This window comes from Mesorhizobium sp. Root102 (assembly GCF_001425625.1).
In the GTDB taxonomy this organism is placed as follows: Bacteria; Pseudomonadota; Alphaproteobacteria; order Rhizobiales; family Rhizobiaceae; genus Mesorhizobium.
The window spans coordinates 14,307-30,346 of sequence record NZ_LMCP01000025.1; the positions used below are offsets into that span (position 1 = coordinate 14,307).

Below are 16,040 nucleotides of genomic sequence, written 5' to 3' on the forward strand. Positions count from 1 at the left end.
CTTGTGTGCAAGATAGAGCGCCTTGTCACACAAGGCAAGATGCGGCGTCAGTGATAGGACGAACTCGACCAGGTGTTGTGTGTGACTGGCAGGCTGTTTGTCTTGGTGGATGCGGGCGAGGGTTTAGCTGCCGGCGTGCGTAGCCCAATCCTGGTGCAAAGCGTTTCGGTTTCCGTCTGATCGAGAAGGCGCAAATTTTCGATCGACGTCGAGAAGCGGGCGCAGCCGCCGACGACATGGCCGTTCCAGTAGGAAACCTCCTGCGAAATCCCGGTAAACAGCCGCGATAGGAAATTGCGCCGGCGAACGGTACAGGGATTGCCCCTGGCGATAAAATCGTCGGTGTCGAGTTTGATCCTGACCTCTGTCGCATGGAACTCCGATCCCTGTCCGGACCCGGAAGCATATGTTTCGGTGAGCAGGAACAGCCTGATCCAATTCAGTCTGGCGCCCTGAAGGTCGTTGGCCAGGATGCGGTTCAGCACGATATCGCGGCCAAAGCCGGAACTGTGGAACGACGCCATATGGGAGAGGAGGCTGACCAGCACAATATCAGCGCGCGCGATCATGTCGGTGCGATCGAGCGCAATCGCATATTCACCGACACAAGGCTCGCCGGCGTGACCGGGATAGAAAACCTGCTGCATGGTTGTTCCTCATTTGCTTGATGGGGCGTTTGTTAGGAGGCCCATTTTGCCGGAACAGTTCTCAATCGTCACGGCAAGGCTTGATATCGGTTTCGCGCAGTTTTTGGTCGAGGGTCAAGAGCGGCCCGTCGGCGACTTTTCCATAGGCATAATGGAAACAGTCGAGATTGCCGAGCGCGCGTTTGCCGATGCTGTTTTTCCGCATCGGCGTTGGTGAGCGTCTTTTCCATGTCATCGAAAGCCCGTTGAAGCCCGGCCGCCGGAACACCGGCCTTTCGAAACCCGGCTCCTGCGGTTTCGACGAGGTCCTCGTCCTCGGCGTTTTGGCTGTGGTCCTTCCTGGTTCTCGCGCGTTCACGACCCTTGGTGCAGCAATTCGCCGCTGTCGATCATGCGCAGGTTCATGTCGGCGGGCGTCTTGATCAGCAGCTGGGCGTTGAGGACACGCAGATCCCGCGGCTCGGTGCAGGCGAGCCACGCGCGAAGCTTGTAAAGACCGGGCTGGAGATCGGCGCCAAAGAGGAAGGAGACGGTTTTTTGCTCCCTGGCGGGCATCGGGATTTCGCCATGCTGGGAGCCGATCGAGCGATCTTCGAGCCAGAGCGAGGCGATGCAGCCGGCATTGCCAAAAACGTTGGATCCGGTGGTGGCGAGGTATTCGACGGCGAGCTGCGTGCGGCCGGGTTGTGTGACCTTCAGCCAGCCCTGGAGTTCGACGGCCGCGAGACCGGGGTAGACCACGCCGTTGCGTGACAATTCGCTGAGCGGAATGGCGCCGCCGATATAGACAAAGCTGCCGACGCTGTCGGCCGGGATCTCTGGAAGATTGTCCTTTCTGGCCGGCGCAACGCGGGCGATGGCGAGCGCGCCCCGCTGGTAACCCTGGCTTGTGTCGCCTTCAGCGGAAACCTGCTTCCTGGCGCCATCATTCCCGGTGGCGGGCAGGCTGTCATTGCCATTTGATGACTGCTGTCCGGCAGTTCCGAGACGTTCGATCAGCGTATCGAGCTTTTGCTCGATGCGGTCCAATTGCTTCTGGGTTGCTGCCTGCTGATCTTGCGCCAGGGCGAAGCCGGAGCCCTCGACGAAGCTCAACGCGGTGATCGCAATGCCGAGCGCCAGTGCGCACACACTTCTTCTTTGCATCATGGGGATGATCCTTCCTTAGGCACGGTTCCAAAATTTTCGCGCGGCGCTGGCGCCACTTTTATCCCTTGCAGCGGCCGGCCAGGAGCGACAGCAGGCGTATCGTCGTGAGCCGGCTCCAAGGTTGATCCGGGCGCGGGCGGTTGCGACGTCCGCGACCCTGCGGCCGAAGACGCATTGCCCTGTTCGGAATAATCCGGAGCCGACGTGGTGCCGGCGTTGTTTCCACCGCCGGTCATGGGACGGTCGCGATGGCCGGTGACATCCTGAACGATACTGACAGCCAGAAAGATCAAAGCCAGAACAGCGGCAATCGTGGCATAGCGAAACAGCGGATCGCGCCTGAACAGGGCGGGAACAAGGTTGAGCCAGCGCACAAGCCTTGCATGCACCGAGGCCAGCTGCGTTGCGTTCATCATGGACCCACCCCCTGCCGCTCGTGTGTCGCCATGGCCGTTTCGATGTCACCTGGCTCGATGGTGACAATGGCGTCGCGGTCGGTATTTCCGACAGCCTTTGCCGCGAGTCGCATGGCCTGCGCCTCGCGCGTGTTTTCCCAAAGCGTGCGGATTGCGCGGGCATTGCCAAAGGACATTTGGCCCGAGGACATTTGGTCCGACTTTTTGTCCCCACCCCGCTCCGCCTCCATGCGGACGCAGGCGAGGGTGGCCTGGCCATCGGCCGCGGCGTCGAGCACAAAGCCTTCGCGGTTGACGAGATCGCGAAAAATCCCCGCCAGCTCTTCAGCCGAATAGTCTTCGAACATGATTGTCCTGGTGAATCGGGAGCGCAGGCCGGGATTTGCTTCGAGGAAGCGGCGCATTTCGCCGGTATAGCCGGCGGCGATGACACACAATCGATCCCGATGGTCCTCCATCAGCTTCAGCAGCGTGTCGATGGCCTCGCGGCCAAAATCGTTTTTTTGGCCCTCCGGCGCCAGCGCGTAGGCTTCGTCGATGAACAGCACACCATCAAGGGCGGCCTCGACGGCTTGCCGCGTCAGAATAGCGGTTTGTCCGATATAGCCGGCAACAAGCTGGCTGCGGTCGACCTCGACGACATGGCCGGATCTGAGCAGGCCGAGTGCGAACAGAATCTCGCCCATGAGACGCGCCGCCGTGGTTTTCCCGGTCCCAGGATTGCCGAGGAAGATCAGATGCAGGCTTGGGGGTGCGGCATTGATGCCGTGGCGCTGGCGTTCCTGCTCGGCCTGCAGCACTGCGACCAGTTTCCTGACCTCCGTCTTGACGGAGCGCCACCCGGTCATCGCGTAGAGTTCGGCCAGCACGTCATCGAGCGGCCGATGTTTTGCTGGACGGACCGGCAGAGACGGTTTCCGTTCAACGCCTGCTTGCGCGTCCCATTCACCCTTCGAGAATTTCCGCGCTAGCGGCGCGCCATATTTCTCGGCATGCGCCAACCGCCAGCCCATGACGGTAAGCGCGACGACCAGGATGACGCCGGAATAGGTTTCCAGGAGGGCGAGCACGACGATCAGGACGGCAAGGCCAGGGATGATCGGAGCCAGAATGCGCTGCATCTCTTGCCGCCTCAACTGGACTGAGCCTGGGGCGCGAAACGGTTCCGCTCTACCTTGGCGACCATTTCCGGCCGACGGAAATAGATGGCGCGGCCGCAGCGCAGCGGTCTTCTACCCTGGACGAAGACGAATTGCTCGTCGGCCCTGGCGTCGGAGAGGATTTCCGAGACCGTCGCCAGCCTTCGGCCGCGTTCGGATTTTTGCTCCGACGCACCAGTGGAGGCGGTGCCGATCTCGAGGGGCCTTGCGCTCTTTCCGCGGTTTTTTGTCTCGGAGCTCAGCACCACGCCGTGTTCGCCGAGCGCTTCGGAGACAGCGCGCGCCTGTTCGAGCGAGCCGATCGCGGCGTAGGATCGCCAGGAAGCGCTTTCGAACCAGGCGCTCTTGCCGCCGTCGCCCCATTGTTCTCGGAGCTGACCTTCGGACTGATAGAGCATGGTAAGCGTGATGCCGTATTTGCGGCCGGCATCGCGGGCGCGGGCCAGTGAGGTCATGTAACCGAGACGCGCGACCTCATCGAGCAGGAAGACGACGCGTCCGCCGGGTAAAACGCCGTCGGCTTCATAGACGGCATTGAGCAGGGATCCGACCACGACACGGGCGAGCGCCGGTGTTGATTCCAGCACCTTCATCGGGATGTTGATGAACAGGTCGAGATTGCCGGCGACAAGGTCCGACGTCTTGAAACTGTTTCCGGACACCAGTTTGGCGTAGGCGGGATTGGCGAGCCATTCGGTCTGCTCGCTCATGTTGCCGTAGACGCCGGAAAAAGTCTCGGCGACCAGTCCCATCAACTGGCCGGCAAGATGGCGGGCGCGATGCGAGGACGAATGTTCAAAAATGCGCGCCAGTTCGTCCCGCATTTTCTGCTCCGGTAGGGCGAGACGTTGCGCCAGGCTGACGAGATTGCGTTCGTCGTCGGACAGATTTTTGTCGAAGACGATGTCGGAAAGCAGGGCTTCGACGATGGCCTTGCCACGGCCCTCGAAAAAGGCTTTGCCGGAGGCGCCATGCGGCGCGTCACGGGTGGCTGAAACTTTCTCGCCGCAAATCCAGTCGACGACCGAGCGGATGTCGCCGTCGATGAGCGGCGAACTTTTTATCAGCCAGTCGAGCGCATTGAAGGGGCCGGTGCCCTTCATAGGATCGATTGAGATGACGCGCCGGCCCATCGCCGTGCGCGCGCCGGTCAGCATCGGCGCGAGCTCGGAGGAGGGATCGAGGGTGACGATCGGGCCACGCCAGGTGAGCAGCGTCGGCACGCAGACGGAGACGGTTTTGTAGGCGCCCGATCCGGCGAAGACGAGACCATGAGTGCCGCCCCAGGAGAGGTCGAAGGTGAGCAGAGGCGACTTGCCGCCCTTGCCCCAGCTTTTTGGATCGCCGGGATCGAACTTTTGGCCGCGCCGGGTCGGCGCATCCTGATCGACGCGGTAGGCTTCGCCGAGGACGACGCCGCCGAGATCTTTTGTGCCCGGTGACGTGTTGGCGCCACCAAAGAGGTTTTGCGCTTCGCGAATGTCCATCCAGTCGGCGTGGCCAAAGATGTCGGACGATGCGCGCTCGACCGGTTTGACGTCGTGGGCGCGCAGTGATTTGCCCATCAGCATCCTGATGCCCGCCATGGTGGCGAGAAAGCCGACGACGGCGGCGTAGAAGACGGACATATCCGCCGTGTTCAAAATGGTGAACCATGAATAGGCCGGGCGAAGTTCGAGCAACCGTGTCGACTCAGGCCAGACGGTGAGAACAGTTGCGGCTACCATGCCGAGCACGCCGGCGATCGCCGTGGCCGGCAGCGCCAATCCTGTTCGGCGCAGAAGCAGCGCGGCGCTCATGGTCGCGGCCGGACCGATGAGCGCGACCGAGGGCCATGCGGAATAGGCCAGACGATAAAGAATCGAGGAGGTTGGCAGGCCGCCCAGATACCAGCCGATCAGCAACTCGCTCCACAGCGCATGGGCATAACGCCAGGCCGGGTACCAGATGACGAGCGGCAGGATGGCGACGGCTGCCTTGAACAATGTCTTGATGAGATCGTAGGACAGCCGCCCGAACATTTGTTGTCCCCCGCGTCAGTGCCAATGGCCGTTCGGATCAAGATTTTGTGCCGCGCCCGCGATCGGACTCTGTCGTGGGATGAACGCGCCGCACACTGCCGCTCTGTTCCGCCGCAAGTGCCGCGACGACGTCGTGATCCGCCAGCCCTTCCCAGTGCTGCATGACTTTGTTCCAGCGCAGGCCGGCGCCACGCAGGCGGGTCGCGAATGGGGTTGGCAGCGGAGCGGGGAAGATGACGGTCAACGGTTCGTGTGGTGCGTCCTTGCCGACCGTTTCTTTGTCCAGCGCGGTTTTGCCGACCTTCGTCCACCCGGCGATTTTTGCCCTGTCGCCTGCGTCAGCAGCAAGCGACAACAACCCACCATAAAGGGCGGTTTCTTCCAGGTCCAATAGTCCGGCGCGTTCGATGAGGGTTCCGGCTTCAACAAGGCGGCGGGTGCGCTGCTTGCGTTCGTCCGCCTTGAGTTTTGCTTCCTGCTCGGCGAGTTTCGCCCGCTGCTGCTCCAGGCGGCTCATGCGTTCGGCAAGCGAGGTGCGGGCCATGACGAGGATCTCCGTTTTTCTCCGTCCGCCAAGCCCGACGGGACTTTGCCAGCCGAAGCGAGGCTCTGCAACCCCCTTTTGTATGCGCCACGGGGCTGCAACCAGCGCCGCACGCTGCTTTCCGCAGTTACGAATTCTGCCAGATCGCCGCTGCTTTGTCCACCCGAGAGCCGTGAACTTAACCAGACGCAATATGCATTCTTCGAATGCTTGCTTGCGCCAGCGCTCGTGTGGTGGCATTCTACGGCAATGGCCATCGCTTTCGCCCGTGCCCGCTACATCTCCCGCTCCGACGGCGGCAGCGCGGTGCGCTCGGCCGCCTATAACGGCCGCGAGGCGATCAAGGCGCAGCGCACGGGGGAGGTGTTTTACTTCAAGCACCGCGAGGCGCCGGAGCATCACGAGGTGCTGTTGCCGGAAGGAGCGCCCGCGGAACTGGCGTCAAGCGATGCGCTGTGGAACGCGGCCGAGGCCATGGAAAAGCGCAAGGACGCGCAGCTGGCGCGTGAGCTCGTGCTGGCGCTGCCGGCCAATCAGGAGCTTGATCATGACGACCGAGTCGAGCTGGCGCGGTCTTTTGCGCTGGAGCATTTTGTATCGAAGGGGCTGGCGGTGCAGCTCGACGTTCATGCGCCGCATGGAGCGGAGAGCGAAGGGGAGCGCGCCAACTATCATGCGCATCTTTTGATCACGACGCGGCGGCTGGACGAGAACGGCTTTGCGGCGAAGAAGGCGCGTGATCTCGATCCCGTCATCAAGCGGGGCGGGGGCCGGGCGATCGTGGCGGAGGGCGAAGCCTGGGGGCAATTGTGGCGCGATCATCAGAACCGGTACTTTGCCGAACAGGGGCTTTCGATCCGCGTCGATGCGACAAGTGCGGTCCGCCAAGAGCATATCGGGCCGATCCGCATGCGCACGCCGGGCGCGGAGGCCAATGTGCGGGCCGAGCATATCAGGCGCGCCAACGAGGAAGCCGCGCGCGATCCGGACCATGTGCTGGCTGTCCTGACGCGCAACCAGGCAAGTTTTTCCGAATACGATCTCGACCGGCATCTAAAAAAACACATTTCCGACGAGGGCGAACGAGCGGATGTGAAGGGCAAAGTGCTCGGGCGTGACGATGTGCTAGCGCTGCATGACCGGGAGACAGGCGAGCGTGCAGGGCGCTGGACAACGCGGGTGGTGCGCGACCAGGAGATTTTGGCGCTTGCCGATGGACGGCGCGTGGCAGGAGGCGGGCATCGCGCTATCGGCGTTGGGGATCGGGACCGTGTAATGTCAGCGCGGGAACTGCGTGCGGATCAGCTTGCCGCGTTCGATCATGCGACTGGGTCCGGTGGGCTAAAAATAATCGAGGGGCGGGCCGGGACGGGAAAGAGTTTTGCACTTGGCTCCATCCGCGAGGCGCATGAGGCGGCGGGTTATCGGGTTGTCGGCCTGGCGCCAACCAACGCTGTCGCTCAGACCATGAAGGACGACGGTTTTGCCAGAAGCTCGACCGTTCATGCCGAGCTGTTCCGGCTGAAGAACGGACGCGCGCAGTGGGACCGGCGCACTTTGGTCGTGGTCGACGAGGCGGCGATGATGGACGCCAAGGTGACCGGCGAGGTGTTGCGTGAAGCGCGGCTGTCGGGCGCCAAGGTTGTGCTGACCGGGGACGACCGGCAGCTCGGCTCGATTGAGCGCGGCGGGCTGTTCACAGAGCTGAAGAAGGAACACGGTTCGGCCGAGATCACCCAGGTCACGCGCCAGAAGGTCGACTGGCAGAGAGAGGCGGCGCGCGATCTTTCGGACGGTCGCTTCGAAGACGCGCTGCGAGCCTTTGCCAGAAACAAGGCGGTGGTGTGGACGTCTAAACAGGATGAATTGCGAGAAAAACTGGTCGAGCGATGGGCGAAGGATGCTGCTTCCAATCCGTCGGCATCGCGGTTCGTGTTCGCCTATACCAACAAGGATGTCGATGCGCTGAACAAGGATCTGCGCGCGGTGCGTCGCGAGCGTGGTGAGATCGGCGAGGATTTTGTGTTTACGACCAAGCATGGCGAGGCCGCGTTCGCTGTCGGTGACCGGGTGCAGTTCACGGATACGCTGAAAGGCGCTGGCATCTACAACGGCAACGCCGGGACCATCACCGGCATCGACCGGAATTTTGGCCGCATCGGTGTCGTGCTCGATTCAGCTGCGGGAAGGGAAGGACGAAAGATCGAGTGGTCTGCGTCGGAGTTTTCTGGATTCCGGCACGGCTATGCCGGCACGATCTACAAAGGCCAAGGCAAGACGCTCGATCATACCTATCTCATGCACACGCATCACTGGCGCGCCGCCTCGAGCTATGTCGCGCTGACGAGGCAGCGTGAGAGCGCGACGATCTTCGTGGCGACGCAGACAGCCCGGGATCTGCGTCAGCTCGCCCGCCAGATCGGTCGCAACGAGATCAAGTCGGCGTCGGTGGCTTATGCAACACGCGACGAGCTCAGCGCGGAACAACGGGCGAAGCTGGACGAGGGACGGGCGGCGGAGAATGCTCGGCCGGCGTTGCATGTTGGGCAAGTTCAGGATGGCCGGGAAAAGGAGCAGCAGCCGATGGTTTCAGTTGTCGAAGAGGCACGCGCGGGTATGCGTCGGACAGATCCGCGCACACCGGAAATGCAGGCCGGCGCAATCGCTGGGCACGCGGAGAATCAGCGCCAGGGTACTGAGCATCGAGGCGCGACGCCTGAGCCCGTCGTGGCACAGAAGTCAAAAAAGGCAGGAGACAGCGATCGTCATGGGCCTGCCGCCGATGATCGGGCCGTGGCGGGCAAGACCGAAGATCGGCAGGCTGTTCCAGATGCCAGAAATCAAGAGGCGTCGCTCAGCACCACAGCCAACCGGCCAGCGGACGTCAGGGTGATGATAGCTGCATTCCAGGATGTGAATGCTGATGGCGTGCGCCGCGACAGTTTTGGGCGATCGATCGCCGAACGAAGCATCGCCGCCGCTGTCAGTCGCGATGCGGATGTACAGCGCGAGCGGGACGCTCGCTTGATCTATCTGGAGACCGCCTACCGTGATCCGAAATCCGCTGCGCGGCGTCTCGATGACATCATCGCGCGAGACGGTCCGACAAGTGCCGCACAACGGATATCGGCGGATGCAGAGCTGCTTGGCGAACTGCGGGGCAGGGAAGGGTTCTTCGCCGGCGCTAAAGCTCGTGACGAGCGGGAAGCCGCTCATAGAGCAAGCGAGGCGATCGGTCCGAACGTTGTCCGGACCGCCGAGTTCGAGAACCGGGCTGAACAATCCTATCGTGGCGAGGTCGAAAAGCAGATGAGGGCTGACGCGGTGGAGGTGAGGGATGTTTCGGATCGGGCGAAAGCCGCACTCGGAAAAATTGCAACGGCCAAGGATGATCGCGAGCGGGCCGAAGCCTCCAAGGCGATGTCAGCCGATCAGGAGGTCAGTCGGGAGATCGCCACCTTCAGGAAATCGATTGAAGCCCGTTTCGGTGAAGACGGCGCACGCGAAATCGCTCGTGCGACAGCATCTCGTACGGCATTTGAACATCCGTCCGTGCCGAAATCCGAACAGGGCAGGTTGGGTGAGGCCGCCAGGCTCTATTCCGCGGCCCGATCTGGTGAAGTCGCGTCCAGGCAACAGGCCGAAACCGAACGTCTTGCGGCGCGAGAATCTCAGTCGCCACGGCTGAAACAGTAGGGAAGCGCCGGGGGGGGGCGGCTGTCGTTATCCCGTCGGCGTCGCAGGCCGCGGCGAATGACTACTCTTTAAGCAAGGTGCTCGTTCATTGTCACAAATGGGAGAGCTGCAGATCAGCAATAGGCGAGTTGCCAAAGATGCTCTTGTACTCTCGGCTGAACTGCGCGGGGCTGAGGTCGCGCGATGCACCTTCAGGAGCCGGGCGACCCTCGGCCGGCTTGATATCGTCGTTGATGAGCTGTCGCGCATGCGCGACCTGGTCGGGGGCGGGCAGGGGAAAGGGCAGGTGACAGTCCCAACCGCATCCCGCGCGCCTTGGCCGCGTCCGGCGCGGAGCCATCAAATAGCTCAAACTTCGCTAAAGTCGTAGCGAAACCCGCGAACCTCCCAAAGCTCTGACAGGGTCGGGGTTTCTTTCAAAAATCGCAGAACCTTTCGAGCTGCGATCAAATTGTAGGGGAACATTCCAATAGATGAGTGCCCACAATTCAGCCGCACGACCTCAGGCGGAAGATTGCACTTCGCCAGGAACTCAATGACACGCTCAGAGGCTCCTGGGCGCGCAACCGTATCGTCCCTACCGAGCAAGAACATCAAATCCAGATGAGGACGTGTAAGGCCGAAAAGATGCTTCTCTAGATCGATGAGCCCCCATGCGGTTCTTAGCCCTTCCAGTGACATGGACGGTTCAATACGACCACGTAAGGCCGTCATGGTCTCCGCAGTCCAGACGAGATCAGCAGGGCTTCCGGGCGATACCATGAGAACCGCCTTATCAACCTTCTCCTCTTGGGCAGCGACGAGACCTGCAACAGTGCCACCCAAACACATCCCTACAACCGAGATTTTCTGATACCCCTGACTATAAAGCCAACGAACAATCTTACGGCCATCTAGGACAGCCTGTCTCATCGACTGGACGGTGCGCCCTAAATTCGCGTTGAAAAGTTTTTCCTCAGAATAGTCATTCGAACTCCGCCCAAAATGATACGGAAGTGTAGCTTCAATAATAGTTATGCCCTTTCCAGCAAAATATTTGGAAAACGCCGGATACCGGCTCCGAGCATACCAATGATGGAACACAACAAGCGCATGTTGTTTCAATCCACTGTCGGTAACAACGCATTCGAACGTGTTGTTCGCTTGGTCTTCAGTTGAAATATCAGATTGGAAGATAACACTGGCCCCTTCTTCCCTCAACGGAACAGCTGGCAATATCGGCGCGAAAAACACCTCGCCCTTGGAAATTTCATTGAAGGCCAATTCGTCAGAACCATCATCAGAAAATGGAATCGCCTTATCATGAATACGCCTCTGACGTTCTAATGATCTCAGGATGTGCTTACGATCATAGCGGCGCGCTAGATAGCGGAACATTTTCTCTCCTTTTTCTTTCATGAAACCAATGCTGAAATCCCGCCGTACTTCATTCACCAGACAAAGGGGCGGCTGGACATCCCTCCACACTATTTAGCGCCCGATAAAGGGTTGCTCGATGTACCTTCAGGAGCCGTGCAACCTCAGTCACTGGCTTGTCCTGGGCGATGAGCTGACGGGCGTGCGTGACCTGATCGGCCGATAGGGTAGGCGAGGGACCGAACCGCACTCCACGTGCCCTGGCCGCGATCCGGCCGGCGCTGGTGCGCTCCACGATCAAGGATCGCTCGAAATCCGCAACGCCGGCGAACATGGTCAACACCATGCGGCCCGCCGGCATCGTCGTGTCGGCCCATGGCTCGGCCAAAGATCGCAAGCCGGCCTCGGCCTCCCTGATCCGCTCGGCAATGTCGAGAAGGTCGCGCGTCGATCGGGCGAGGCGGTCTAGCCTGGTGACCGTCACCACGTCGCCGGGGTGCAAATGGTTGAGGAGCTTCACCAGCTCGGGCCGATCGCGCTTTGCCCCGGAAACCTTTTCCTCAAAGAGGCGAATGCAGCCGGCCGAGCCAAGCGCTGCGCGCTGCTGGTCGAGATCCTGGCCCTGGGTGGAGACCCGGGCATAGCCAATCATCATGGTTGCGGGTTTCCTGTCGCAAGTTATGTCGCAAGGACAATTACCACTTGCGACAAAGACATGCGACACAAAAAACCCCCTGATTTTCAGGGGACGGCCGATCTGCGACGCAACAACGATCTGCCGAAGAAGCTGCGCGAAATGGTTGGAACCAAGACATCCGCCTCCCTTGTGCGGTTCTACTATTTTGGGCAACGACCAAATTGTAGATGGGCATCACTGCTAGCCCTTGTCCCCCGATCCCAACGCGAAATAGGCATCCGCCGCCCCGAACGGACCACCAGATGGTGCAGTCCACAAAAGATAGCCATATCCCAATCGGCCATGATCGTTTCGCGAGTAGGCCGTGGTAGCTTCCTTGAACCATGAGACTGGAACAACCTGCTTTCCGAGCCACTGGCCCCCATTGAGGAACACCAAGCCGAAGCGCGCGAGATCGTGAACGGACAGGCGAAATGTATGTGCCGGATGGTCCGACGATGAAACTTGGCGTGGATCCTCGGCCATTGTTGGCCTCGATGCTCGGCCGCTGCGCCTGGCGCTCGGCCCGGGTTGCTCGCGCGTTGTCCGGACGTAGCTCGATCTCGCTCCGGACGTCCATTTGCTCCGCAATCCCGCGCCACTCGGCAAAGTCACGCGTGTAATCGAGCGTCGTTTCCTTCACGCCCGACCATACTGGCCTTGGCCTGACCGCATGTTCTCAGATGGTCTCGACGCTGAACGGAAAGCTCATCATCAAAAGCGCTCATGGTATCGGCACAACCGTGCAGGTTAGAATACCACTGGCCTCCGCCGCAGCCGGTTTTTGGCAATCGTTCCGCAGGTACGGGCGAACAAAGGAACACTCGTGGGGCGGCTAGGTGTCGGCTCTGCCAGGCGGGATCTTTTCGGAAAAGAGGAAGGTCGCTGGATCAAGTTTCAACGCCTTGGCGATCGCGGCGATCGTGTCCACGCTGATGTTGCCGCTCGCCCGTTCCAGTTTCATGTATGTCGCCTCCGCCACGCCGATGAGCTCAGCCATCTCATACCGGTGCAAAGTACGTCGTTGTCGCTCAATATCGATGATGTGGGCCAGCCGCTTGCGGATCGCATTGTCGTCCAACCGATGCGCCCACTCCGGAACTTTCTTGCCGCCGGCGAGCAGTAATGCAAAAGACAGTTGCAAGCCGTTTGCCATGATCTGCAGCGTCGTCAATGTGACATTATTTTTCTGACGCACAGTCTGAATGTAGGTTCGGTAGGCGAGTTTTTCGCCGTCGGCGGTCCGAAACAGCTCGGCCATATGCATATGGGATAGGCCGCGTTTGGCTCTCTCCCGCTCAAGCGTCACAGCAATGTTGGCGCGCAACGGGTTGTTGACCAGGCCCGCGTCGTCTCGCTTCATAAATCGATGTAGTCGCACAAACCTGCCTTTTCGATCTGTCCTTTTTTGCGCGGATCATCCATAGTAAACTATCAAAATCCGTAGCGAGGAAAAGGCTATGACCATACTCAAATTCCTTTTGGCGAGTGCCGTCGCCATCGCGGGCGCCGCAGCTCTTCCATCCCAATCAAAAGCGTCGGAATGGGGATGTCAGGTCCTCCTATGTCTGTCAGGCGACTGGCAAGGCACCCCCTCGTGCCACCCGCCAATTTACAAGTTGATTGCTGCGATGGAAGCCCCGGGTTTTAATTGGCCGACCTGTCCGCAAGCCAACTCCAGCGCGGCGAGATTTGAGAAGTATGAGGATTGTCCGTCTGGCTGGCAAGCAGTTGGCAGCTCCGAATCCGATCGGCCGGGCTTAGGTCAGGAACGGAACAGCTGCCGTATCGCGGCCGATAGGCTCTCGTTGCCCGTCGTTCTCAAAAACAGCGGCCTCGGCGGGCATCATGGAGACGGATTACGTCAGGTCCAAATCGAAATCGACGGTAAGATGGTGACGGCAAAATTCCAGACCGCGGGGAACGATCGAGGGCATTCGAGTCCCTATGAGGGTCACAATTCAGGGAGGTTTGTAGTGTTCAAGGCGCTTCTCCTGTCCACTGTGATTATGAACACGGGCGCAGCATTGGCAGCGGCTGGTCAGAGCGACAGGCCGCGATCAAGCGTGGACAATCCTATGTGGCCCGCTTCATTGAAATGGGACTGCAAGACCGCTGCCAAAATTGTATGCGAGCGTGATGGCAGTTGCTCGGTGGCTGAGGACCGCACTGGATTTGTGCTGAACTACGGCAGCAACGAAGCTGAGTTCGCGGCCAGCAATGTCAGGATCAAACGCCACTATCAACAGACCGTGGAGGGAAGCCCTTTGCAGCAGGAAGTTAAGGTCGAACTGGCCGACAATCGCGTTCTTTGGCTGACGGCCGTGGATGCCAGCCGCACTTATTCGCAAGCGTGGGTCGGGGCACTGAGCGAGCTGAAGGGTGGCGCGGTACTGATGGAATCCGAGGGAGTCTATTGCATGCCGCACAAGTGAGTGCGCCAAGAGGGGAGGCGAGCGAAGGCCGATATGGTCTGACTTGGGACGCGGCGATTCAGAAGAGTTCAGAGTCTTCAGCCCAGTTTCAATCAGGCGGTGAGGTGATGTTTATTAACATTGATCTGTCGAACCTGAGAGTTAGAGAGTGAACATTACTGATGCAGCACTGACTGGTGTGCATCGATTACAATCAGCAAAATCTTGCAATAATCGCCATTAAGACTTTAGAATATTAGGAAATATTACCTTTGATTGATGAAAGTCGAATAATTGGCAGACTGGAATTTGTTGGAACTTATTCGCGACCCTTTGATTGCGCGGACGAATGATTAAACAGGCGGGAAATGCGGCTTCAACGCCGCTTGAGACGAGAGCGTTCCTAAACTCACACATTGTCGGATTGCTCGCTCGATTACCCAGCTGCAAACTTCAACCAGGCGCTTCAGATGCCGCCCATGCAGAGGTATTTCATTTCGAGGTAGTCCTCGAGCCCGTGGCGCGAACCCTCCCGCCCGATGCCGGACTGCTTCATCCCGCCGAAGGGTGCGGCTTCCGACGACATGCGTCCGGTGTTGATGCCCACCATGCCATATTCCAGGGCCTCGGCCACACGCCACACACGCTGCAGGTTCGAGGCATAAAAGTAGGCGGCCAGGCCGTAGATCGTGTCATTTGCCTCGTGCACGACCTGATCCGCATCGTCGAAGCGAATGGTTGGGGCCAGCGGCCCGAATGTCTCCTCCTGCGCAATCGTCATCTCGCTGGAGACTTGAGTGAGGACCGTCGGTTGGAAAAACGTGCCGTCCTTGCCAATGCGTTTGCCCCCGCATCGAATTGTACCGCCTTTGGCGACGGCATCGGCGATATGTGATTCGATCTTGGTGAGCGCCTGCCTGTCGATCAGCGGGCCAATGGCGACACCTGGATTGAAACCGTCACCCACCTGAAGCTGGCGAACCCGTTCCACGAATTTTTCGACAAATTCATCGTGAACGCCCGATTGGACGTAAAGGCGGTTCGCGGAAACGCAGGTCTGGCCGGCGTTGCGGAACTTGGCCTGGATCGCACCGTCGACCGCCGCATCGACGTCTGCATCGTCGAAGACGATGAAAGGCGCATTGCCGCCGAGTTCGAGGCTGACCTTCTTGATCTGGTCCGAGCAATGGCGCATGAGAAGCCGTCCAACCTCGGTCGAGCCGGTGAAGCTTATCTTGCGGACCTTGGGGTTTGTGCAGAGTTCGCGTCCAACGGCATCGCCCTCGGACGCGTAGATCAGGTTGACCACGCCTTCGGGAAAGCCAGCCTGATGCGCAAGGGCGAACATTGCACCGGCAACCAGCGGCGTCTGTTCAGCGGGTTTCAGCACGATCGTGCAGCCCGCCGCCAAGGCCGGCGAGATCTTGCGCGCCACCATGGAAGCCGGGAAATTCCATGGCGTAATCGTGCCGACGACGCCGATCGGCTGCTTGATCACCAGCAAGCGACGGTCTGTCGATGGCGCGGAGATGGTCTCGCCATAGATGCGATTGGCCTCTTCAGCGTACCATTGCAGGTAGGCAGCCGCATGCGACACTTCCGATTTGGCCTCGGCAACGGGTTTGCCCATTTCAGCGGTCAATATCGCGGCAAGGTCATCAGCGTGGTCGATAATCAGCTGATGCCAACGCCACAGAACGTCGCTGCGTTCACGGGCCGTCAACGCCGCCCATCCAGGCTGCGCACGACAGGCTTTGTCGACCGCAGCCCGCGTCTCCTCGACGCCCATGTCGGGAAGCTCCGCCAGCACTTCGCCCGTCGATGGGTTGAGGACCTCAAATGTGCGCTCACTGACTAGTTTGCCAAGCGCCGGCAGACGGTCAAGGCTGCCAAACAGGTCAGGAGATTTGAGGTGGCGGATCAAAGGTGGCAGCAGCGGCAATGTCGATTTCCCAAAAGGT

14 protein-coding genes are annotated in these 16,040 nt (G+C 60.2%); 3 read left to right on the forward strand and 11 right to left on the reverse strand.

Annotated elements, in window-relative coordinates; translation table 11 throughout:
* Positions 1 to 47: 47 nt before the first annotated feature.
* Positions 48 to 647, reverse strand: a complete 600-nt coding sequence (locus tag ASD12_RS20820; RefSeq protein ID WP_056590387.1) for a hypothetical protein — start codon at positions 645 to 647, stop codon at positions 48 to 50.
* Positions 648 to 693: 46 nt separating this feature from the next.
* On the opposite strand from ASD12_RS20820, the gene ASD12_RS34235 reads away from it, so the two are divergent.
* The gene (locus ASD12_RS34235; protein WP_156398626.1) at positions 694 to 864 is read left to right on the forward strand and encodes a hypothetical protein; all 171 of its coding nucleotides are present in this window, start codon (positions 694 to 696) and stop codon (positions 862 to 864) included.
* A gap of 137 nt (positions 865 to 1,001) precedes the next feature.
* Here ASD12_RS34235 and ASD12_RS20825 read toward each other — a convergent pair whose 3' ends face one another.
* From ASD12_RS20825 to ASD12_RS20845, 5 genes are read right to left on the reverse strand one after another with little or no spacing between them, the layout of a single operon-like run.
* Positions 1,002 to 1,796 (reverse strand): hypothetical protein, encoded by a 795-nt coding sequence (locus ASD12_RS20825; RefSeq protein ID WP_056590390.1) that lies wholly within the window; start codon positions 1,794 to 1,796, stop codon positions 1,002 to 1,004.
* Positions 1,793 to 2,212, reverse strand: coding sequence for a hypothetical protein (locus ASD12_RS20830; protein WP_056590393.1), 420 nt, complete (start codon positions 2,210 to 2,212; stop codon positions 1,793 to 1,795). Before ASD12_RS20830 ends, ASD12_RS20825 begins: the two co-directional genes overlap by 4 nt.
* Positions 2,209 to 3,333 carry an AAA family ATPase gene (locus tag ASD12_RS20835; protein WP_056590395.1) on the reverse strand — a complete coding sequence of 375 codons (1,125 nt, stop codon included), beginning with the start codon at positions 3,331 to 3,333 and terminating at the stop codon, positions 2,209 to 2,211. The genes ASD12_RS20830 and ASD12_RS20835 overlap by 4 nt, the downstream gene beginning before the upstream one ends.
* Positions 3,334 to 3,344: 11 nt before the next feature.
* Positions 3,345 to 5,393, reverse strand: a complete 2,049-nt coding sequence (locus ASD12_RS20840; RefSeq protein WP_056590398.1) for a type IV secretory system conjugative DNA transfer family protein — start codon at positions 5,391 to 5,393, stop codon at positions 3,345 to 3,347.
* A gap of 37 nt (positions 5,394 to 5,430) precedes the next feature.
* Positions 5,431 to 5,937 carry a conjugal transfer protein TraD gene (locus ASD12_RS20845; RefSeq protein ID WP_056590403.1) on the reverse strand — a complete coding sequence of 169 codons (507 nt, stop codon included), beginning with the start codon at positions 5,935 to 5,937 and terminating at the stop codon, positions 5,431 to 5,433.
* A gap of 249 nt (positions 5,938 to 6,186) precedes the next feature.
* On the opposite strand from ASD12_RS20845, the gene ASD12_RS20850 reads away from it, so the two are divergent.
* On the forward strand, positions 6,187 to 9,633 hold the full coding sequence (locus ASD12_RS20850; RefSeq protein WP_056590406.1) for an AAA family ATPase: 3,447 nt from the start codon (positions 6,187 to 6,189) through the stop codon (positions 9,631 to 9,633).
* Positions 9,634 to 9,981: 348 nt separating this feature from the next.
* Here the strand turns inward: ASD12_RS20850 and ASD12_RS20855 are convergent, their stop codons facing one another.
* The 4 genes from ASD12_RS20855 to ASD12_RS20865 form a co-directional block, all read right to left on the reverse strand.
* Positions 9,982 to 11,031 (reverse strand): dienelactone hydrolase family protein, encoded by a 1,050-nt coding sequence (locus ASD12_RS20855; protein ID WP_244482920.1) that lies wholly within the window; start codon positions 11,029 to 11,031, stop codon positions 9,982 to 9,984.
* Between the two features lie 28 nt (positions 11,032 to 11,059).
* Positions 11,060 to 11,644: a recombinase family protein gene (locus tag ASD12_RS20860; RefSeq protein ID WP_056590412.1), complete on the reverse strand. Its 585-nt coding sequence runs from the start codon at positions 11,642 to 11,644 to the stop codon at positions 11,060 to 11,062.
* A gap of 222 nt (positions 11,645 to 11,866) precedes the next feature.
* Positions 11,867 to 12,151 carry a hypothetical protein gene (locus ASD12_RS34240; protein WP_156398627.1) on the reverse strand — a complete coding sequence of 95 codons (285 nt, stop codon included), beginning with the start codon at positions 12,149 to 12,151 and terminating at the stop codon, positions 11,867 to 11,869.
* 349 nt (positions 12,152 to 12,500) lie between these two features.
* Positions 12,501 to 13,028, reverse strand: coding sequence for a helix-turn-helix transcriptional regulator (locus ASD12_RS20865; protein WP_056590414.1), 528 nt, complete (start codon positions 13,026 to 13,028; stop codon positions 12,501 to 12,503).
* Between the two features lie 97 nt (positions 13,029 to 13,125).
* Between ASD12_RS20865 and ASD12_RS35450 the strand changes: the two genes are divergently transcribed.
* Positions 13,126 to 14,100 (forward strand): hypothetical protein, encoded by a 975-nt coding sequence (locus ASD12_RS35450; RefSeq protein ID WP_244482921.1) that lies wholly within the window; start codon positions 13,126 to 13,128, stop codon positions 14,098 to 14,100.
* 445 nt (positions 14,101 to 14,545) lie between these two features.
* Here the strand turns inward: ASD12_RS35450 and ASD12_RS20880 are convergent, their stop codons facing one another.
* Positions 14,546 to 16,021: an NAD-dependent succinate-semialdehyde dehydrogenase gene (locus ASD12_RS20880; RefSeq protein ID WP_056590417.1), complete on the reverse strand. Its 1,476-nt coding sequence runs from the start codon at positions 16,019 to 16,021 to the stop codon at positions 14,546 to 14,548.
* Positions 16,022 to 16,040 lie beyond the last annotated feature (19 nt).